This window comes from Pseudomonas sp. NPDC088322, from assembly GCF_044740745.1.
GTDB classification, from domain to species: domain Bacteria; phylum Pseudomonadota; class Gammaproteobacteria; order Pseudomonadales; family Pseudomonadaceae; genus Aquipseudomonas; species Aquipseudomonas shirazensis.
Genome location: NZ_JBIURK010000001.1, coordinates 710190 through 728734 on the forward strand (window position 1 = coordinate 710190; position 18545 = coordinate 728734).

General features: G+C 62.2%; 16 protein-coding genes. 4 read left to right on the forward strand and 12 right to left on the reverse strand.

Annotated features, from left to right (window positions below):
• Positions 1–136: 136 nt before the first annotated feature.
• The 5 genes from pyk to gcl form a co-directional block, all read right to left on the reverse strand.
• Positions 137–1552 carry a pyruvate kinase gene (pyk, locus tag ACIOAU_RS03355; protein ID WP_101317960.1) on the reverse strand — a complete coding sequence of 472 codons (1416 nt, stop codon included), beginning with the start codon at positions 1550–1552 and terminating at the stop codon, positions 137–139.
• Positions 1549–2823 carry a glycerate kinase gene (locus tag ACIOAU_RS03360; RefSeq protein ID WP_401179919.1) on the reverse strand — a complete coding sequence of 425 codons (1275 nt, stop codon included), beginning with the start codon at positions 2821–2823 and terminating at the stop codon, positions 1549–1551. Before ACIOAU_RS03360 ends, pyk begins: the two co-directional genes overlap by 4 nt.
• Before the next feature lie 154 nt (positions 2824–2977).
• Positions 2978–3871 carry a 2-hydroxy-3-oxopropionate reductase gene (locus ACIOAU_RS03365; protein WP_101317964.1) on the reverse strand — a complete coding sequence of 298 codons (894 nt, stop codon included), beginning with the start codon at positions 3869–3871 and terminating at the stop codon, positions 2978–2980.
• A gap of 54 nt (positions 3872–3925) precedes the next feature.
• Entirely contained in the window at positions 3926–4708 is a 783-nt protein-coding gene (hyi, locus tag ACIOAU_RS03370) for a hydroxypyruvate isomerase (protein WP_401179923.1), read from the reverse strand.
• A 57-nt stretch (positions 4709–4765) separates the two neighbouring features.
• On the reverse strand, positions 4766–6541 hold the full coding sequence (gene gcl, locus ACIOAU_RS03375; RefSeq protein WP_101317968.1) for a glyoxylate carboligase: 1776 nt from the start codon (positions 6539–6541) through the stop codon (positions 4766–4768).
• Between the two features lie 257 nt (positions 6542–6798).
• Here gcl and ACIOAU_RS03380 point away from each other — a divergent pair, with 257 nt between their 5' ends.
• Complete coding sequence (locus tag ACIOAU_RS03380) at positions 6799–7239, forward strand: heme-binding protein (protein WP_101317970.1); 441 nt, start codon at positions 6799–6801, stop codon at positions 7237–7239.
• A gap of 42 nt (positions 7240–7281) precedes the next feature.
• Here ACIOAU_RS03380 and ACIOAU_RS03385 read toward each other — a convergent pair whose 3' ends face one another.
• The 4 genes from ACIOAU_RS03385 to ACIOAU_RS03400 all read right to left on the reverse strand — a co-directional run bounded on the left by ACIOAU_RS03385 (position 7282) and on the right by ACIOAU_RS03400 (position 11070).
• The gene (locus tag ACIOAU_RS03385) at positions 7282–7893 is read right to left on the reverse strand and encodes a TetR/AcrR family transcriptional regulator (RefSeq protein ID WP_101317973.1); all 612 of its coding nucleotides are present in this window, start codon (positions 7891–7893) and stop codon (positions 7282–7284) included.
• Between the two features lie 188 nt (positions 7894–8081).
• On the reverse strand, positions 8082–8720 hold the full coding sequence (locus ACIOAU_RS03390; RefSeq protein WP_101317975.1) for an RraA family protein: 639 nt from the start codon (positions 8718–8720) through the stop codon (positions 8082–8084).
• A gap of 25 nt (positions 8721–8745) precedes the next feature.
• Positions 8746–9720, reverse strand: a complete 975-nt coding sequence (locus ACIOAU_RS03395) for a hydroxyacid dehydrogenase (RefSeq protein ID WP_259077392.1) — start codon at positions 9718–9720, stop codon at positions 8746–8748.
• Positions 9721–9729: 9 nt separating this feature from the next.
• Positions 9730–11070 carry an MFS transporter gene (locus ACIOAU_RS03400; RefSeq protein ID WP_401179929.1) on the reverse strand — a complete coding sequence of 447 codons (1341 nt, stop codon included), beginning with the start codon at positions 11068–11070 and terminating at the stop codon, positions 9730–9732.
• A 171-nt stretch (positions 11071–11241) separates the two neighbouring features.
• Between ACIOAU_RS03400 and ACIOAU_RS03405 the strand changes: the two genes are divergently transcribed.
• On the forward strand, positions 11242–12771 hold the full coding sequence (locus tag ACIOAU_RS03405) for an IclR family transcriptional regulator C-terminal domain-containing protein (RefSeq protein ID WP_259077390.1): 1530 nt from the start codon (positions 11242–11244) through the stop codon (positions 12769–12771).
• 19 nt (positions 12772–12790) lie between these two features.
• Here ACIOAU_RS03405 and ACIOAU_RS03410 read toward each other — a convergent pair whose 3' ends face one another.
• Positions 12791–14098 carry a putative bifunctional diguanylate cyclase/phosphodiesterase gene (locus tag ACIOAU_RS03410; RefSeq protein WP_401179933.1) on the reverse strand — a complete coding sequence of 436 codons (1308 nt, stop codon included), beginning with the start codon at positions 14096–14098 and terminating at the stop codon, positions 12791–12793.
• A 410-nt stretch (positions 14099–14508) separates the two neighbouring features.
• Between ACIOAU_RS03410 and ACIOAU_RS03415 the strand changes: the two genes are divergently transcribed.
• Together ACIOAU_RS03415 and ACIOAU_RS03420 are read left to right on the forward strand one after the other, a co-directional pair.
• Entirely contained in the window at positions 14509–15435 is a 927-nt protein-coding gene (locus ACIOAU_RS03415) for an AEC family transporter (RefSeq protein ID WP_401179936.1), read from the forward strand.
• Between the two features lie 131 nt (positions 15436–15566).
• Entirely contained in the window at positions 15567–16487 is a 921-nt protein-coding gene (locus tag ACIOAU_RS03420; RefSeq protein WP_150572692.1) for a DUF808 domain-containing protein, read from the forward strand.
• A gap of 68 nt (positions 16488–16555) precedes the next feature.
• On the opposite strand, the gene ACIOAU_RS03425 is transcribed toward ACIOAU_RS03420, so the two are convergent.
• Complete coding sequence (locus ACIOAU_RS03425) at positions 16556–17338, reverse strand: outer membrane protein OmpK (protein ID WP_150569738.1); 783 nt, start codon at positions 17336–17338, stop codon at positions 16556–16558.
• A 356-nt stretch (positions 17339–17694) separates the two neighbouring features.
• Positions 17695–18480 carry an outer membrane protein OmpK gene (locus ACIOAU_RS03430; RefSeq protein ID WP_101317991.1) on the reverse strand — a complete coding sequence of 262 codons (786 nt, stop codon included), beginning with the start codon at positions 18478–18480 and terminating at the stop codon, positions 17695–17697.
• Between the last annotated feature and the right edge of the window lie 65 nt (positions 18481–18545).

Here is an 18545-nt window from a genome sequence, read left to right on the forward strand (position 1 = left end):
GTGGGCCTCTTTGGGCCTCGGTTCCGCGGTTGGTCTTTTGGGCCGCTCTGCGGCCTTCGCGGGTGAACCCGCTCCCACAGGGTTTTGTGTGGGAGCGGGCTTGCCCGCGAAGGCTGCAAAGCAGCCCAATACGGTCCTAGATCAAAGTCTCGATGCGCAGCGTGTTGGTCGTGCCCGGCTTGCCAAACGGCACCCCGGCGGTGATCAGCAGCGTATCGCCGATGCTGGCCATGCCTTGCGCCTGGGCGATTTCCAGTGCGGTCGAGCAGATTTCGTCGACCTGGCGCAGGCGGTCGTTGACCACCGAGTGCACGCCCCAGGTCACGCTCAGGCGGCGCGCCGTCACCAGATTTGGCGTCAGGTTGAGGATCGGTGCCCGTGGCCGTTCGCGGGCGGCGCGCAGGGTCGAGGCCCCGGACTCGCTGTAGTTGACCAGCACCGCCACCGGCAGAATGCCGCTGATACGGCGGATTGCACAGCTGATCGCATCCGAGGTGGTGGCCTCGGCTTTTGGCCGGCCGACGTCGAGCTGTGCCTGGTAATCCGGGCCGTTTTCAACCTGGCGGATGATCTTGCTCATCATCTGTACGGCTTCCAGCGGATAGTCACCGGAGGCGGTTTCCGCCGACAGCATCACCGCATCGGCGCCTTCGGCGACAGCGTTGGCGACGTCGGTGACTTCGGCGCGGGTTGGCGCAGGCGAGAAGCGCATCGATTCGAGCATCTGCGTTGCCACCACCACCGGGCGGCCGAGCTGGCGGCAGGTGTTGATGATGTGCTTCTGGATCTGCGGCACGCTCTCGGCGGGGACTTCCACGCCCAGATCGCCACGGGCAACCATGATTGCGTCGGACAGCTCGGCGATGGCCTGCAGCTGGTCGACCGCCGATGGCTTCTCGATCTTTGCCATGAGGTAAGCGCGGTCGCCGATCAGCTCGCGCGCTTCGATGATGTCCTCAGGGCGCTGCACGAACGACAGCGCCACCCAGTCCACCCCAAGCTCCAGGCCGAAGGCCAGGTCACGGCGGTCTTTCTCGGTCAGCGGGCTCAACTCGAGCACCGCCTGCGGCACGTTGACACCCTTGCGGTCGGACAGCTCGCCGCCGGCCAGCACTTCGGTATCGATGGCGTCGTCATGCTTGGCGGTCACGCGCAGGCGCAACTTGCCATCGTCGAGCAGCAAGTCCATGCCTGGCTGCAATGCAGCGATGATTTCCGGGTGCGGCAGGTTGACCCGGTGGCTGTCGCCCGGGGTGCTGTCCAGGTCCAGGCGCAGTGCCTGGCCACGCTGCAGCTGGACCTTGCCTTCGGCAAAGCGACCGACGCGCAGCTTGGGCCCTTGCAGGTCCATGAGGATGCCCAGCGGGTAGTTCAGCTGTTGCTCGACTTCGCGGATCCACTGATAGCGCAGGGCGTGGTCGGCGTGCTCGCCGTGGCTGAAGTTGAGGCGAAAGATATTCACCCCGGCTGCGACCAGTTGGCGTACATCGTCGATGCCGTTGATGGCAGGGCCGAGGGTGGCGAGGATTTTGACTTTTTTATCAGGCGTCATGATTGGGCAGTCTCGAGAATCAGAATGGCGCGGAAGTCGTTGACGTTGGTACGGGTCGGCTCGGTGACGATCAGGGCGTCGAGCGCGGCGAAGTAGCCGTAGCCATTGTTGTTGTCCAGCTCATCGCTGGCCGAAAGCCCCAGGGCAGCGGCGCGGGCATAGCTGGCCGGGGTCATGCTGGCGCCGGCATTGTCTTCCGAGCCATCGATGCCGTCGGTGTCGCCGGCCAGGGCATACACGCCCGGCAGGCCTTTGAGGTTTTCGGTGAGGCTGAGCAAAAACTCCGCGTTGCGCCCGCCACGGCCATTGCCGCGCACGGTCACGGTGGTTTCACCGCCGGAGAGAATCACGCAGGGCGCCTTCAGCGGCTGGCCGTGCTGGACGATTTGCCGAGCGATGCCGGCATGCACCTTGGCCACCTCGCGCGACTCGCCTTCAAGGTCACCGAGGATCAGCGGGCTGAAGCCGGCCTGGCGGGCTTTCACGGCTGCCGCCTCCAGCGACTGCTGGGGCCTGGCGATCAATTGGAAGTGGCTGCGGGCCAGGGCCGGGTCGTCGGCTTTGACGGTTTCCGAAGCCGGGTTGTTGAGCCAGTCGATGACCGCTTGCGGCGCTTCGATGTTGTAGCGTTTGAGGATCGCCAGCGCTTGCGCCGAGGTGCTCGGATCGGCCACCGTCGGGCCTGAGGCGATCACGGTGGCGAGGTCGCCGGGCACATCGGAAATGGCATAGGTGTACAGCGTGGCCGGCCAGCAGGCCTTGGCCAGGCGGCCGCCCTTGATCGCCGAGAGGTGCTTGCGCACGCAGTTCATCTCGCCGATGGTCGCGCCCGACTTGAGCAGGGCCTTGTTGATCTGTTGCTTGTCGGCCAGGGACAGGCCTGCGGCTGGCAGGGCGAGCAGGGCAGAGCCGCCTCCAGACAGCAGGCAGATCACCCGGTCGCTTTCAGTGAGGTTGCTGACCAGCTCCAGCACGCGCTTGGCCACGGCCAGGCCGGCGGCATCGGGAACAGGATGGGCAGCTTCGACCACTTCGATTTTCTGGCAGCTGGCGCCGTGCCCATAGCGGGTCACGACCAGCCCGGAGACTTCACCTTGCCAGGTTTTTTCGACCACTTCGGCCATGGCTGCGGCGGCCTTGCCGGCGCCGATAACGATGACCCGGCCACTACGGTCGGCGGGCAGGTGGGCTTCAAGGACCTGGCTTGGGTGGGCGGCGGCGATGGCTGTGTCGAACAGCTCGCGCAGAAATTGTTGCGGATCGACCGACATGGCAGGCTCCCAAAATTCTTGTTGTTATGCGTAATAAAAAAACGCCCCCGGAACGACCTCCGTGCAGGCTGAACCAGGGGCGGGTGTTGCTCGATTGCGGGTCAGAGACCCCTGGGGGCTGCGTCGCAAACCCCCGGATTCAAATCAATTCAGATCACTTCTCGTCGCGGATCGAGAAATTGGCCATGTGCTCCAGGCCCTTGATCAATGCCGAGTGGTCCCAGTTGCCGCCACCCAGTGCTACGCAAGTGCTGAACACTTGCTGCGCGTTGGAGGTGTTCGGCAGGTTGATGCCCAGCTCCTTGGCGCCTTGCAGGGCCAGGTTCAGGTCCTTCTGGTGCAGGTTGATGCGGAAGCCTGGATCGAAGGTGCCTTTGATCATGCGCTCGGCATGCACTTCAAGAATCTTCGACGAAGCGAAACCGCCCATCAGTGCTTCACGCACCTTGGCTGGGTCCGCGCCGTTCTTGGCGGCGAACAGCAGCGCCTCGCCAACTGCCTGGATGTTCAGCGCGACGATGATCTGGTTGGCGACCTTGGCGGTCTGGCCGTCACCGTTACCGCCGACGCGGGTGATGTTCTTGCCCATCAGCTCGAACAGCGGCAGGGTGCGCTCGAAGGCTTTCGGGCAACCACCTACCATGATGCTCAGGGTGGCCGCCTTGGCGCCGACTTCGCCGCCGGACACCGGGGCGTCCAGATAGGCCGCGCCAGTGGCTTTGATCTTCTCGGCAAAGGCTTTGGTCGCGGTGGGCGAGATCGAGCTCATGTCGATGACGATCTTGTTCGGGCCAACACCTTCGGCAACGCCGTTTTCACCGAACAGGACAGCTTCGACCTGCGGGGTATCCGGGACCATGACGATGATGAATTCAGCTTCCTGAGCCACTTCCTTTGGATTGGCCAGGGCCACCGCGCCAGCGGCGATCAGGTCAGCCGGTGCTGCGTCGTGATGGGTCGAAACGAACAGGCTGTGACCTGCTTTTTGCAGGTTTTGGGCCATGGGCTTGCCCATGATGCCAGTGCCGATAAAACCGATTTTAGCCATGAGAGATACCCTCTTTTGTAATTGTCGAATCTCGATGAACCAGGCGCAGCCCGATCAGATCGCGTTGTGCGTCTTCAGCCAGCCCAGGCCCGCTTCAGTGGTGGTCAGCGGCTTGTACTCGGCGCCGACCCAGCCCTTGTAGCCGATGCGGTCCAGGTGCTCGAACAGGAAGCGGTAGTTGATCTCACCGGTGCCGGGCTCGTTGCGGCCAGGGTTGTCGGCCAGCTGGATGTGGTTGATGCGCGGCAGGTTGGCTTCGATGGTGCGCGCCAGGTCACCTTCCATGATCTGCATGTGGTAGATGTCGTACTGCAGGAACAGGTTGGCGCTGGCGACCTCGGTCTGAATGTCCAGCGCTTGCTGCGTGGTGTTCAGGTAGAAGCCAGGGATGTCGCGGGTGTTGATCATTTCCATGACCAGGCGGATCCCGGCGGCCTGCAACTTGTCGGCGGCAAACTTGAGGTTGTCGACAAAGGTCTTGCGCACGGTGGCGCATTCCAGACCCTGTGGGCGAATGCCCGCCAGGCAGTTGATCTGGGTATTGCCCAGCTCCTTGGCATAGGCGATGGCCTTGTCGACACCGGCGCGGAATTCTTCGACGCGGTCGGGGTGGCAGGCAATCCCGCGCTCACCTGTCGACCAATCGCCCGCAGGAAGGTTGAACAACACCTGGGTCAGGCCATTGGCGTCCAGTTGCGCCTTGATTTCAGCGGCGCTGAAATCGTACGGGAAGAGGTATTCGACACCGCTGAAGTCAGCGTCGGCGGCGGCCTTGAAGCGGGCCAGAAAGTCCTGCTCGGTAAACAGCATGGACAGGTTGGCAGCGAAGCGAGGCATGGTGATCTCCTTGCAAATGAAAGCCCCCGGCACAACCGGCGCGGGGGCGTCAGGCAATCAGTCGAGCAGCGAAATAGCGGTAGGGGCGTCGTTGCCCACCAGGGCGAGGTCTTCGAACTCGTTGACCGCGTTGATTTCGGTGCCCATGGAAATGTTGGTGACGCGCTCGAGAATGATTTCAACCACGACCGGTACGCGGAACTCTTCGGCCATCTTCTGCGCCTTGAGCAGGGCAGGGGCGATTTCGCCTGGCTCGAATACGCGCAGGGCCTTGCAACCCAAACCTTCGACGACTGCAACGTGATCGACACCGTAGCTGCCGGCTTCGGTCGAGTTGATGTTCTCGAACGCCAGTTGTACACAGTAGTCCATCTCGAAGCCACGCTGAGACTGACGGATCAGGCCGAGGTAGGCGTTGTTCACCAGCACGTGGACGTAGGGCAGATTGAACTGCGCGCCAACGGCCAGCTCTTCGATCATGAACTGGAAGTCGTAGTCACCAGACAGCGCGACGACCTTGCGTTGCGGGTCGGCCTTGACCACACCGAGGGCCGCCGGGATGGTCCAGCCGAGCGGGCCGGCCTGGCCGCAGTTGATCCAGTGACGCGGCTTGTACACGTGCAGGAGCTGCGCGCCAGCGATCTGCGACAGACCGATGGTGCTGATGTAGCAGGTGTCCTTGCCAAATACCTTGTTCATCTCTTCATAGACGCGCTGCGGCTTGACCGGCACGTTGTCGAAGTGGGTCTTGCGCTGCAGGCTGGCCTTGCGCTGCTGGCAGTCTTCCAACCAGGCACTGCGGTCCTTGAGCTTGCCGGCGGCTTTCCACTCGCGGGCCACTTCCAGGAACATATCCAGCGCCTTGCCAGCATCGGAAACGATGCCCAGGTCCGGGGTGAACACGCGGCCGATCTGGGTCGGTTCGATGTCGACGTGAACGAAGCTGCGGCCTTCGGTGTAGACATCGACAGAACCGGTGTGGCGGTTGGCCCAGCGGTTACCGATACCGAACACCATGTCCGATTTGAGCAGGGTCGCGTTGCCGTAGCGGTGCGAGGTCTGCAGGCCGACCATGCCCACCATCAGCGGGTGATCGTCCGGGATGGTGCCCCAGCCCATCAGGGTCGGGATGACCGGCACGCCGGTCAGTTCGGCGAACTCGACCAGCTTGTCGCTGGCGTCGGCATTGATGATGCCGCCACCGGCCACCAGCAATGGGCGCTCGGCGTCATTGAGCATGGCCAGGGCTTTTTCCGCTTGCACGCGGGTAGCGCCTGGCTTGTTGATCTGCAGTGGCTCGTAGGCGTCGATGTCGAATTCGATCTCGGCCATCTGCACGTCGAACGGCAGGTCGATCAGGACCGGGCCTGGACGGCCGCTGCGCATTTCAAAGAAAGCCTTCTGGAATGCGTAAGGGACCTGGCCTGGCTCGAGCACGGTGGTTGCCCACTTGGTCACCGGCTTGACGATGCTGGTGATGTCGACGGCCTGGAAGTCTTCTTTGTGCAGACGTGCACGCGGCGCCTGGCCGGTAATGCACAGGATCGGGATGGAGTCGGCGGCGGCGCTGTACAGACCAGTGACCATGTCGGTACCGGCTGGGCCGGAAGTGCCGATGCACACGCCGATGTTGCCCGGGTTGGCGCGGGTGTAACCCTCGGCCATGTGTGAGGCACCTTCGACGTGGCGAGCGAGGACGTGATCGATGCCACCGACTTTCTTCAGGGCCGAGTACAGCGGGTTGATAGCGGCCCCTGGGATGCCGAATGCGGTATCTACACCTTCCCGGCGCATGACCAGAACGGCTGCATCGATTGCTCTCATTTTGCTCATGGGTTGTGCCTCATCGATTTTGTAATTGTATACAACTTGTTCTTGGCCAGAGTGTATTCACGCTCGGTGGCCTAGGTCAATCCATTTTCGTCGGCAGCAAACGCTTCAGTCGGAATGCCCGTGAAAACGGCGTTTCGTCTGATCGTGCACGATCGCCTAAAAATATTGTATACAAAGATAATCGTAGTTGTGTTCTATTTATGCCATTGGATTTCAACTGCCCTCAGGGCTTCTCACAACAAGAAGAGGACCTTTCCATGACCACTTTGACCCTCAAAGTCGCTGTCAGCCTGGTGAACGCCGCGCTGGCCGCAGGCCGCAAGATCAACGCTGCGCCGCTGACCGTGGCGGTGCTGGATGCCGGCGGGCATCTGCTGACCTTGCAGCGTGAAGACGGCGCCAGCCTGCTGCGCCCGCAGGTAGCGACCGGCAAGGCCTGGGGTGCAATTGCCCTGGGCAAGGGCTCGCGTCTGCTGGCGTTGGATGCGCAGCAGCGACCGGCGTTTTTTGCCGCATTGAATGGTTTGGGCGAGCGGCCGGTGGTGCCGGCGCCAGGGGGCGTGCTGATTCGCGATCAGCAGGGCAGGGTGCTGGGTGCGGTGGGGATCAGCGGCGATACTTCGGATATCGATGAACAGTGCGCAATCAGCGCCATCGAAGCGGCGGGCCTGACCGCAGATGCCGGTGTCGCGGCCTGATCACTGCACCCAGGGCCGCGCTGCGGCCCTTTCTGATTCAGCTCAAGCCAGCTCTGGCTCACAGCCCTTGAGCACGAGCCGAATGATCGTTTGCGCAGCGGCCTCGTAATCACTGTCGGCGAGCTTGGCCTTGCCGGTGACGGCGGCGATCTGCCAATCGAAGTCGGCGTAGGTCTGGGTCGCCGCCCAGATGCTGAACATCAGGTGATGGGCATCGACCGGGGCGATCTGTTTGCGCTCAATCCAGCGCTGGATGCACTCGATATTGTGCCGGGCCTGCTCGTTGAGCTGCTCGACCTGGCTCGGCGAAAGGTGCGGCGCGCCGTGCATGATCTCGCTGGCGAACACCTTCGAGGCATGGGGTAGATCACGCGAGATGCGGATCTTCGAGCGGATGTAGGCACTCAGCACTTCTTTCGGATCACCGTCGGCATTGAACGGCGTCGATGCCTGCATGATCGGCGCGATGATGCTCTCGAGCACCTCGCGGTAGAGGTTGTCCTTGGATTTGAAGTAGTAGTAGACGTTCGGCTTGGGCAAACCCGCCTTGGCCGCAATGTCGCTGGTTTTGGTGGCGGCGAAGCCCTTGTCGGCGAATTCCTCGCTGGCCGCGCGCAGGATCAGTTCCTTGTTGCGCTCGCGAATGGTGCTCATTGCAGGGATCTTCCTCGGAAAGGGCGCCTCTAGGAGGGATCGGGCATGGTAGCACCGGCCCGGAGCGAGGCTCAAGGCAGGCTGTTTGCGCAAGGGACGAGGGAGCTGGTCTGGGGGCAGCCGGGGTGATGAGCATCGCAGAGGGGAAATGTCGGGCAGCAGTGCCTAGGCTGCTACCCGACCGGCGCTCAGCGCACGCTTGCCCGCACCTTGTCGCGAAAGCTGTTCTCGTAACCGTCCTGCAGCTTCACCTGCTCGGCCAGCGAGGCGAGACGGCTGCGCGGGATGACGATGATGCCGTCGCGGTCGCCAATTATCGCATCGCCCGGATGGCACACGACATTGCCGCACGCCACGGCGATGCCGACCTGGCCCGGGCCCCATTTCGACGGCCCTGCGGGGTTGACCGCGCGGGCATAGACCGGCAAACCCATGCTGTCGAGTTCTGCCACATCGCGCACGGCGCCGTCGATGACCACCGCCGCCACTTGCCGGGCCAGGCAGATCTCGCCAAGCAGATCGCCGAACACCGAGCGGTTGACCTCGCTGTTGCCATTGATCACCAGCACATCGCCGGGCTGCGCTTCATCGAGGGCTCGGTGGATCGCCAGGTTGTCACCCTCACGGGTATTGAGCGGCAGGATGGTGCCGAAAAAACTCGGCTTGCCAGCGGTATGGCGGATGGCCGAAGCCATCATGCCCATGCGCTGCAGAACGTCACCGATCAGGGCGACCGGGTAACGGGCGATCTCGCCAATCAGCGCCAAGTCTGCCCGTTGCCACTGGCTGTTGACGCTGATCGAGTCGTCGGACACGTTGATGAACATATGAAACCTCCAGATTCGCCGGCGCTCAGTCGAACGACTTCGCCACAGGTTGGTTGACCGGGTGCGCCGGGGCTTGCCCCTGGAGCACGGCGGCAATCGCCTGCAGGGCGCTCATGCCAACCCGCATCAACGATTCGTCGGTCTGCCCGGCCACATGCGCGGTGACGATCAGGTTCGGCGTTTCGGCGATGGCCGGAGTGGGGTGGTTGAAAGGGTTGATCATGTCGAGATTCTCCGCGTCGAGTACATCCACCCCCGCGCCGGCCAGCTTGCCGCTGTTCAGCGCTGCGACCATGGCCTGCTCATCGACCACGCCGCCCCGGCTGGTGTTGATCAGCAGCGCGCCGTCTTTCATCTGGGCGAACTGCTTGGCACCGATCAGGTTGCGGGTGGTGGGTAGCAGCGGTACATGCAGGCTGATCACATCGGCAGTGGCCAGCAGGGTGTCGAGGTCGACCCAGCGCGGATCGGTGCCTGGTGCGATTGCCGGGTCGGTGAAGATCACCTTCAGGCCAAAGGCCTCGGCCACGGGCGCAACGCTTGCGCCGATGTTGCCAAAGCCGACCAGGCCCAGGGTGCGCCCTTCGAGCTCGATGCCGGTCAGTGCCAGGCGGTCCTGCGCCCAGTTGCGTTTACGCGTCTGCTCGCTGGCCATGGGCAGTTTGCGGCACAGCGACAGCAGCAAGGCGAAGACATGTTCGATGACACTGCGCTGATTGGCCCCGGGAGTGTTGGTGACCCACACGCCATGTTGCGCGGCGGCCTGGTAATCAACGTTGTCGTAGCCTGCGCCATGGCGGGCGACGATGCGCAGTTTCGGCGAGGCAGCGATCATCTCGGCGCTGACATGACCACCACGCAGAAACACCGCGTCGACCTGGTTGTGGATTTCGTCATAGCTGACGGCGTTGGCGCCATAGCCCAGACGCACCTCGCCAAGGTCAGCAAGGCCGGCGAGCACGCGCGGGTGAATGGGGCTGGTGACGTAGATCAGAGGCATGGTCTGTACTCAGGAAAATTGATGGCGATTGGCGTCGGCGGCAGCGTTGTTGCGCACGGTGCTGAGCACGATCAGGCCCAGCACGCCAGCGCCGCAGAGGATGAAAGCGGGTGCCGACTGGTTGCCGCTGGCGCCGATCAGCCAGGTCGCCATGAACGGCCCGATGCCGCCACCGATCACCGCGCCGACGCTGTGGCCGAAGGCGACACCGGTGTGGCGAACGTGGGTCGGGAAGAACTCCGGCATCACCGAGTAGGTGCCGGCCAGGCACAGCGCGTACGGCACCATGCCCAGGGCCAGGCCGACCATGGCCAGGCTCACCTGGCCTTGCTGCATGAGCATGAAGGAGGGGATCGAAAGGGTGGCGTAGCCGAGATAGGCCAGGCGCAGAACGGCCTTGCTGCCGATGATCGAGCCGAGGTGACCGGCCAGGGGAATCATCAGCGCGGCAAAACTCACCGCCACCAGGACGATGGTCGAGGCCTGACCTTTTGAGTAGCCGAGGATCGAGCTGAAGTAGGCGGCGATGAATACCGTGCCGATGTAAGTGCCGATGTTCTGCACCAGCGAGATCATCATGACCTTGGTCAGCGGGCGCATGTAATCGCGCACCAGCTCGGCGAAGGGCGCGCTTTTCGGCTCGGCGTCAATGGTCTTGTTCGACTCGAACTCAGGGCTGTCTTCAATGCCCAGGCGCATCCACAGGCCGATGATGCCCAGCGGCAAAGCCAGCAGGAACGGCACGCGCCAGCCCCAGTCGGCCATCTGCGGGTCGGTCAGCCAGGCTGCGGCCAGGCCAGCGATGGCCGCTGCCAGGCCCTTGCCGAACTGGGCGATCGAGGGCAGGAAGGAGATGTACAGCGAACGCCGATTGGCCGGTGCCCACTCGCGAATGTAGCTCGCTGCGCCACCGATTTCGCCGCCGGCGGAAAAGCCCTGAAGCATGCGCAGCGCCACCAGCAGAATCGGCGCCCACACGCCAATCTGCGCATAACCCGGTAGCAGGCCGATCAAGGTCGCGGCGATGCCCATCAAGGTGATGCTGGCAATCAGGCTGGTGCGGCGGCCCACCTTGTCACCCAGCCAGCCGAACGCGACGGCGCCGAGCGGGCGCACGAGGAACGCCGAGCCGAATACCAGAAATGTGTTGAGCAGGCCGGTGGTGGGGTCATCGGACGGGAAGAACACCAGCGCCAGGGTGGCCGCCAGATAACCGTAGATGCTGAAGTCGTAGTACTCGACGAAGGTGCCGAACACGGCGGCGGCGGTGGCTTTCTTCGCCTTGGTCTTGCGCTCGGCGACAGGCTCGGACATGGCGACGGGCTCGGTCAACGTATTGTTGTTATTCATAGGTCACTCCAGCGTTTTGGTCACGGCCATTTTAAAAAATGGGACAGTGTCCTGTTTTGTTTTTTCCAAGCATCCTCGTGCCCAGCCTGGTTGTCAACAGGCGGGCTAATTGCTTTGGTTGTGGCCTTGAGCACAGAATGGGCTCCCGTAGCAGCATGCCAAGCCTCTGAAATGCCTAACCCACGCCCTGAACCCGCGGCCAGCCACGCGGTTGCCGCCACCTCCAGCCACGGTCGTTTGATCGAGGTACTGGACGCACTGGTCAGACGAGCGGAGGGTGAGCCGTGGGGTGTCAGGGAGCTGGCCAGCGAGCTCGCCGAGAGCCGCAGCACTATCAATCGGATCCTGGCGGCACTGGTCGAACGTGACCTTGCAGCGGAAGATGGTGCGGGCAAGTATCGGGTCGGGCCACGCTTGCGGGTGCTGATGCAGGCGGTGAGTGCGCACAGCGCCGTGTGGAATGCGGCTGGGAAGCTGCTCGATGAGCTGGCCGGCGATGCCAAGCAGTCAGCCTTGCTCTCGGTGTATGCCCCGCACTGTGACGGCTACTTCGTGCTGTGTTGCGGCGAGGCAGCGGCCACCTTGGCCTTCAGGCCGCAGCTTGGCGCGATCTATCCGCTGGGTTTTGGCGATATCGGCCGAGCGTTCGCTGATCATCTGAACAGCGGCGCGCAGCCTGACCAGCAACAGCTGCCGGTGCCAGCCGACAACGGGCAGGCGATGGCCGAATCCGAGTTCCCCGCAGCGGTGGCCCTGGCCACCCGGTGCTTGCCGCAAGGGCTGCTGGTGACGGTGTCGCTGCACGACCTGGGCGCTGGCGGTGGCAGCAGCGCCAGTGCGGCGTTGCGCAAAGTCGAACAGGTCTTGAACCACCTCGAGGGATTGCCCGTCACCGCGCGAGCCTGTCCGCAGGTGCGGGGTTGCGACGAGGACAGCGCCACTGCGGCTCGGCTGGAGGTATTGCTGCAAATCCTCTGTGCGGTACCCGACGGCTACCCCTGCAAGGCGGGGATTGCCGCCGAGCTGCAGTGCAACAGCGCCACGGCGCGCAAGATCGTCGAGTCTGCTGCACAGGCCAGCCTGGTGTTTGCCAGCAGCCAGGCGCTATACCCTGCGGCGCGCCTGTACCAGTGGGCGGCGGTGCTCGGCGACAACCGCTTCCCTGTGGCAAAACTGTGCCGAGCGATCGTTGAGGCGTTGGTCAAGCAGACCGGCGAAACGGTGGCCTTTCTCAGCTTCGATGCGTGCTCCAGCACGGCGCAATTCATCGAAGTGGCTCAGGGTTGGAAGCCCATCCAGTACAAACTCGAAACCGGTGTTGAAGTGCCGCTGTATGCCGGTGCTGCGGGCAAGGCTGTATTGGCGCACCTGGCCCCCGAGTTCGCTGACGGCCTGACCCTGAACAGATTCACCGAGGCCACCATCGTCTCGCATTCGGCGCTGCAGGCGGATTTGCTCGCCATTCGCGAACGCGGCTGGTCGCAGGGGGACGGCGAGCGAGTCCTCGGCGCCTTTGGTATCGGCGTGCCGTTCTTTGTCGACGGCCAGGTGGCAGGGTCGCTCTCGGCCACCATTCCGCAGTACCGCAAGCAGGATTGCGATGTAGCGGCATTGGTTGATCACATGAAGCTTGCAACCAGCCGCATCAGCCGGCTGCTTTCACTGGGCACTGCGCCTGCCCAAGGTGAACCGGGCCAGTAAGCCATGCCGCGGTTTGCGCTTAGCTGGCCGCGTATTTGCCGATGAACTGCGCCGCGATCATCGGCCGGCCGAAGTAAAAACCCTGGAAGGCAGTGCAGCCCATCGCTTGCAGGCAATCGAACTGGGCCTCGGTCTCAACGCCTTCGGCAACCGTCGATATGTTCAGTATCTCGGCAATTTCAATGATCTTTCTGATCAGTTCATATTTGCCCACGTCACTCTCAATACCGGCGATAAATGAGCGATCGATTTTCAACTCATCCAGTGGCAGTTCGCGCAGCAGGGCCAATGAAGAAAACCCCGTGCCGAAGTCATCCAGTGACCACGATATGCCGTCGCTGCGCAGATCTTCCATTTTCATCACAGTTGCCACCAGATCACTGGCAAATACCGACTCGGTTATTTCCAGGCGAAGTCGATTGGCAGGAATATTAAATTTGTGAACTATCTCTCGAACTTCTTCAACAAAGGTTGACGAAGTCAGTTGAAGCGGACTGACGTTTACCGACAACTTCCAGTGCTGTGCATCGCGGTGCTCGGACCACTCACTTAGCTGGCGACAGGCTTGTTCCAGCACCATCAGGCCGATGTCGTGGATCAGGCCGCTTTGCTCTGCAACGGGAATGAATTCGGCGGGCGACTGAATGCCGTGTCCGGGGCGGTCCCAGCGCAGCAGGGCCTCGGCGCCGATCACCCGCCCTTGTGCGCAGACTTGTGGCTGCAGGTAAGTGCACAGCTCGCGGCGGGCCAGTGCCCGTGCCAGCGCACTGTGCAGTTCGACCTTGAATTTCTGCTCATCGCGGAATATCGCCAGCACGCCCAGGGTCAGGGCCATGGCGGTGATGCTGTTCAGGGCATGCCCGAACTGGCTGATGTCTGATGGCAGCAATTCCAGGCGGCTAAAGGTCAATGGGCTGTTGGCGAAGAACACCAGGGCTGCGAAACATAGGCACGGAAACACCCAGCGCAGGTAGATGCCACTGTTGCGAAACAGCAGAAAGGCGGCCACGCCGATAGGGATCAGAAACAGGTTGGCCGAGCGTGATGTGTCGGCCGTCGCCGAGTCGGCCAGGCTGGCAATCACGGTAGCGATCAGCAGGCAATGGGCCAAAGCCGGCAGCGCGCGCCGTGTCGGCTGAGTCGCCAGGTACAGGCAGGCCAGGCCAGACAGCACCACCGTGAACAGCAACACTGCCAGCAGCAACATGGCATGGGTCGCGTAATAAACGCCCCATAACGTGCCGTGCAAAATGCAGGCGACGCCGCTGAAGCGAAGGAGCAATTGGATGCGTGGCCACTGCGACGTGTCAGGGAACTTGCGAGCCATCCAACGCCTGCTCGCTTGAATTGATGTGTTGTTCACGTTGGCCAGTTCCACTGATGGAGTTGCGGTGTTGCGCGCACTAATAATCATAGACCACGCCACTCGCGGTTTACTGCGCATCATGGCCGGTGCAGATGACAAGCACGCCGCTCAAGTGCGGGGTCGCGCGCATGGTAGCAAACGTTTGCCAGGGATTGATGAATCGCGTGCTATGCGCCACCGTTATTAACTTGACCAGTTGATCAGTTCTGCCGTGGCCCGAGTAATGGAGGCAAGGGCATCTATTGTTTTGTATCCTCGGAATAATAAATCGCCGCGCGTTGTTGGTTATTCAGTTTATAGTCCCGGGCTGTTGTTATGGAGGAGGTTTCTGTGTTGCGGCGAACGTTGTCAATTTTGCCGGCGGCTGGCCAATGACCAGCGCGCTCATTCTCGCCTTGGTGCCGATTGCCTTGCTGATCATGCTTGGGCTCTGGCTGCGCCACGCGAACTTCGTCGGCGAAGCGTTCTGGCCGTATGCCGAAAAGCTCGGTTATTACGTGCTGCTGCCGGCACTGTTCTTCCATAGCCTGGCAACCGCACAGCTGGGCGACCTGCCGGTGCAGGCGATGGTCAGCGTGCTGGTGGTGTCGACGGTGGTCGTGGCTGCGGTGATGGTCTTGGCGCGGCGGTTGTTCCCGGCCGATGACCCGGCATTTACCTCGCTGTTCCAGGGTGGTGTGCGCTTCAACAATTATGTCGGGGTGACCGCTGCGGCGGGGATTTTCGGCGCCCATGGCATCGCCTTGGCTGCCATCGCCAATGCTGCGATCGTGCCCACGGTGAATATCCTCTGCGTGCTGGTGTTTGCCCGATATGGCGCGGGCAGTCGCCCGACCTTGGCCAGCGTGCTCAAGCAGCTGGCGCTCAACCCGCTGCTGCTGGCCTGTGCGCTGGGCATGCTGGTAAGGGGCAGCGGGCTTGCCATCCCGCCGGGCCTGGCTCCGGCACTGCAGGCGCTGGGGCAGGCGTCGCTGCCGTTGGGCCTGCTGTGCATCGGGGCGGCGCTGCACCTGCGCAGTATGCGCGGCTGGCTCAAGCCGATCGGCACTTCGTCAGTGATCAAGTTCGTAGCAATGCCCTTGGTGACGGTGTTGATCTGCCGCTTGTTCGGCCTTGAAGGCGAGGCGGCGCTGGCGGCGGTGCTGTTCCAGACTTTACCCACCGCGTCGTCCGCCTACATCATGGCCAGGCAGTTGGGCGGTGATGCGCCACTGATGGCGGCGATCATCGCCGGGCAGACGCTGCTGGCGGCGCTGGCGATGCCGCTGGTGGTGTTGGCGACGACACCGCTGCTGTAGCGCTGGGGCGCCCAGCCAGAACTGTTCAGCGTGGCTAGGGTCTCTATGCCAACTTGTCGGCAATCACGTCTTTATCGCAGCCGCGCGGGCTCAGGCCTGGGTGGCTGCGGACACCTTTAGGAATCAATGGAATGGCTGGCAGCAGTTTTTTTGCTTTGTTGGATGATATCGCGGCGTTGCTCGATGACATTGCGCTGATGAGCAAGGTCGCGGCGAAGAAGTCGGCGAGCGTGCTCAGCGATGACCTGGCGGTGAACGCCGAGCAGGTCACCGGCATGAAGGCCGATCGTGAACTGCCGGTGGTATGGGCGGTGTTCAAGGGCTCGTTGAAGAACAAGGCGATCCTGGTGCCGTGCGCCTTGATCCTCAGCGCGTTGTTGCCGGCCGCGATCAAGTGGCTGTTGATGCTGGGCGGGATCTACCTGTGCTATGAGGGCTATGAGGCAATCAAGGACAAGCTTTCGCGTGGCGGCGATGAAGCAGCGGACGCTGAACACAAGCCTGTGCCGAAAACCCCACAAGCGCTGGCCGAGTACGAGCAGCGCAAGATCAAGGGCGCGATCAAGACCGACTTCATCCTCAGTGCCGAAATCATCGTCATCACCCTCAACGTGGTTGCCGATGCGCCTCTGTATCAGCAGATCATCACTTTGGTGGTGATCGCGCTGGCGATGACGGTCGGCGTATATGGCCTGGTCGCCGGCATCGTACGCATGGATGACGCAGGCTTTGCTCTCGCGAAGTCGAAAGCTCAGGGCGCCTGGGGCACATTCGTCAAGAAATTCGGGCGCGGCCTGGTGGCTGCGGCGCCGTTCCTGATGAAGGCGTTGTCGTGGATCGGCACGCTGGCGATGTTTCTGGTCGGCGGCACCTTCGTTGCCGAGGGTATCCAGCCGCTTGAACACCTGATCGAGGCGCTGGTTAGCGCGAGCGCGGGCTGGGGCGCGGTGGCGAAGTTCGGCCTGTACGGTGTGGTTGGCGCGATCACCGGCTTTGTCGCTGCGGTGGTCGTCGGCGGGGTATCGCGGGTGCGCAAACTGGCGAGCAACTGATCGAACTGGTACCGCTCCAGCAGGGATCATCCTGACTGGAGCGGACTCATACGCCGCGCCTGATCAGATCAGAAGTGCACCTTGACCAGCAGGCTGGCGGTGTTCTGGTCGGTGGTGAAACCGTCGGAATCCTTGATCCCGTATTTGTTCTTCCAGTAGTCGTACTCGATACCCACGTACAACTGCTTCTCGCCCAGATGCATTGCCTTGCCCAGGTCGTATTTGATCTGTGGGTTGAAGTGCAGGTTGGCGTGGTAGGTGCCACGACGGTTCTGGTCGTTGTCGACTACCCAGTCCATGAAGCCGTCGATCAACACGTCCGAAGAGCCGACCGGGATGGTGTACGCCCACACCGGGGTGATCTGCCAGACGTTGTCGCCGGCGCGGCTGCCGTCGGTGGTGCGCTGGTAGAAGTTCAGCTGGAAGTAATCGAAGCCTGGGATATCCAGATCGAAGCCAGGGCCGATCAGGTACGACTCGCTGTCGCCTTCACCAAACTCGTAGGTCATCGCCAGCAGCACGTCCTTGACCGGGCCGAAGGCGATCTTCTGGTCGAGGATCTTGCCCACCGACAGGCGCGGGCTGATCTCACCGTAGTAGGTGTTGGGGCCGTTGCCGGCGTCCTTTTTACCCTGGTAGAAGATCTTGTCGACAAACACGAAGTTGTCGCCGTACTTCCAGCCATCAGCGTGCTCGAAAGTGAAGGTCTGCTGGATTTCCGGGTTGACCTTGAAGTTCTTGCCCCACAGGTAGGTCAGGCTGTTGCTTTGCCACTGCAGCAGGTCACCGGCGAAGGTGGTCCCGGAGGCCAGCAGGCTGCCGGCGAGGATCAGGCTGTTGATGGTACGCATCGCGTGTGTCGCTCCCTTGATTCGGATCTGTTGTCAGCGCTCGGTGGTGGCGCTGTTTTTGTCTTTTGAGTCAACTTTTTTCGATTGACCACAGCTGTTTGGCAAGAGCTGCGCCAACTTTTGTCGTTGGTCGCAATCTTCCTGCTCGACGTCTTGCTGAACGGCTGAAAACGGTCCTGTACGGCTGGCAACACGCAGACCAACCACCCGAATTCATTGACTGAGCGGTCAGTAAACGCGGGCAGAAATCATTCTGCCCTGAGCGAGGGGGCGCGCAGATTACTCAGTTGCGCGCTGCGCCTCAAGTGCTCCGTCCTGAAGCACGTGGAACCAAAGTTGGGCGTTCGGTCAGCTTCTCAGAAATGCACCTTGACCAGCGCACTGGCTACGCTCTGGTTGCTGTCCAGATTGCCGCGGCTGTCGATGCCGTACTTGTCCTTCCAGTAGCTGTACTCAAAGCCGACATACAGCTGCTTGGCACCGTAGTTGAGGGCTTTGCCGAGGTCGTATTTGACCTGTGGGTTGACGTGCAGATTGGCGTGGTAGGTGCCGCGGCGGGTCTGGTCGTTGTCGACCACCCAGTCGATGTAGCCATCGATGAGTACGTCCGAGCGGCCGACCGGGATGGTGTAGGACCAGGCCGGGGTGATCTGCCAGACATTGTCACCGGGGCGGCTGCCCTCGGTGTTGCGCAAGTAGAAGTTGAGGGTGAAGTAGTTGAAGCCGGGCACCGCCAGGTCAAAGCCAGGGCCGATCAGATAGGCTTCGTTGTCGCCCTCGCCACGCTCGTAGGTCATGGCCAGCAACACGTCCTTGACCGGGCCGAAGGCAAAGCTCTGGCCGGTGATCTTGCCCAGCGACAGGCGTGGGCTGAACTCGCCGTAGTAGGTGTTGGCGCCTTTGCTGGCATCGGCCTTGCCGTTGTAGAAGATCTTGTCGACGAACAGGAAGGTGTCGCCATACTTCCATTTGTTGGCGTGCTCGAAGGTCACCGTCTGCTGGATATTCGGGTTGACCTTGAAATCCTTGCCGTACAGGTAGGTCAGGCTTTCGCCGTGCCACTGCAGCCATTCGCCGGCGTGGGCGGGGACGGTCGCCAGCAGGCTGCTGCCGAGCAAGAGGGACGAGGTGATGCGCTTCATGTCGTGATTCCCGGACTTATTGTTTTTTTTGGGGTTTTTTCGGCGCAAGGGCGCCCCGAACGGCC

Excerpts from the sequence above, each read along its gene's own strand:
- pyk (WP_101317960.1), bottom strand. The coding sequence starts at position 1,552 with ATGACGCCTGATAAAAAAGTCAAAATCCTCGCCACCCTCGGCCCTGCC.
- ACIOAU_RS03360 (WP_401179919.1), bottom strand. The coding sequence starts at position 2,823 with ATGTCGGTCGATCCGCAACAATTTCTGCGCGAGCTGTTCGACACAGCC.
- ACIOAU_RS03365 (WP_101317964.1), bottom strand. The coding sequence starts at position 3,871 with ATGGCTAAAATCGGTTTTATCGGCACTGGCATCATGGGCAAGCCCATG.
- hyi (WP_401179923.1), bottom strand. The coding sequence starts at position 4,708 with ATGCCTCGCTTCGCTGCCAACCTGTCCATGCTGTTTACCGAGCAGGAC.
- gcl (WP_101317968.1), bottom strand. The coding sequence starts at position 6,541 with ATGAGCAAAATGAGAGCAATCGATGCAGCCGTTCTGGTCATGCGCCGG.
- ACIOAU_RS03380 (WP_101317970.1), top strand. The coding sequence starts at position 6,799 with ATGACCACTTTGACCCTCAAAGTCGCTGTCAGCCTGGTGAACGCCGCG.
- ACIOAU_RS03385 (WP_101317973.1), bottom strand. The coding sequence starts at position 7,893 with ATGAGCACCATTCGCGAGCGCAACAAGGAACTGATCCTGCGCGCGGCC.
- ACIOAU_RS03390 (WP_101317975.1), bottom strand. The coding sequence starts at position 8,720 with ATGTTCATCAACGTGTCCGACGACTCGATCAGCGTCAACAGCCAGTGG.
- ACIOAU_RS03395 (WP_259077392.1), bottom strand. The coding sequence starts at position 9,720 with ATGCCTCTGATCTACGTCACCAGCCCCATTCACCCGCGCGTGCTCGCC.
- ACIOAU_RS03400 (WP_401179929.1), bottom strand. The coding sequence starts at position 11,070 with ATGAATAACAACAATACGTTGACCGAGCCCGTCGCCATGTCCGAGCCT.
- ACIOAU_RS03405 (WP_259077390.1), top strand. The coding sequence starts at position 11,242 with ATGCCTAACCCACGCCCTGAACCCGCGGCCAGCCACGCGGTTGCCGCC.
- ACIOAU_RS03410 (WP_401179933.1), bottom strand. The coding sequence starts at position 14,098 with ATGGCTCGCAAGTTCCCTGACACGTCGCAGTGGCCACGCATCCAATTG.
- ACIOAU_RS03415 (WP_401179936.1), top strand. The coding sequence starts at position 14,509 with ATGACCAGCGCGCTCATTCTCGCCTTGGTGCCGATTGCCTTGCTGATC.
- ACIOAU_RS03420 (WP_150572692.1), top strand. The coding sequence starts at position 15,567 with ATGGCTGGCAGCAGTTTTTTTGCTTTGTTGGATGATATCGCGGCGTTG.
- ACIOAU_RS03425 (WP_150569738.1), bottom strand. The coding sequence starts at position 17,338 with ATGCGTACCATCAACAGCCTGATCCTCGCCGGCAGCCTGCTGGCCTCC.
- ACIOAU_RS03430 (WP_101317991.1), bottom strand. The coding sequence starts at position 18,480 with ATGAAGCGCATCACCTCGTCCCTCTTGCTCGGCAGCAGCCTGCTGGCG.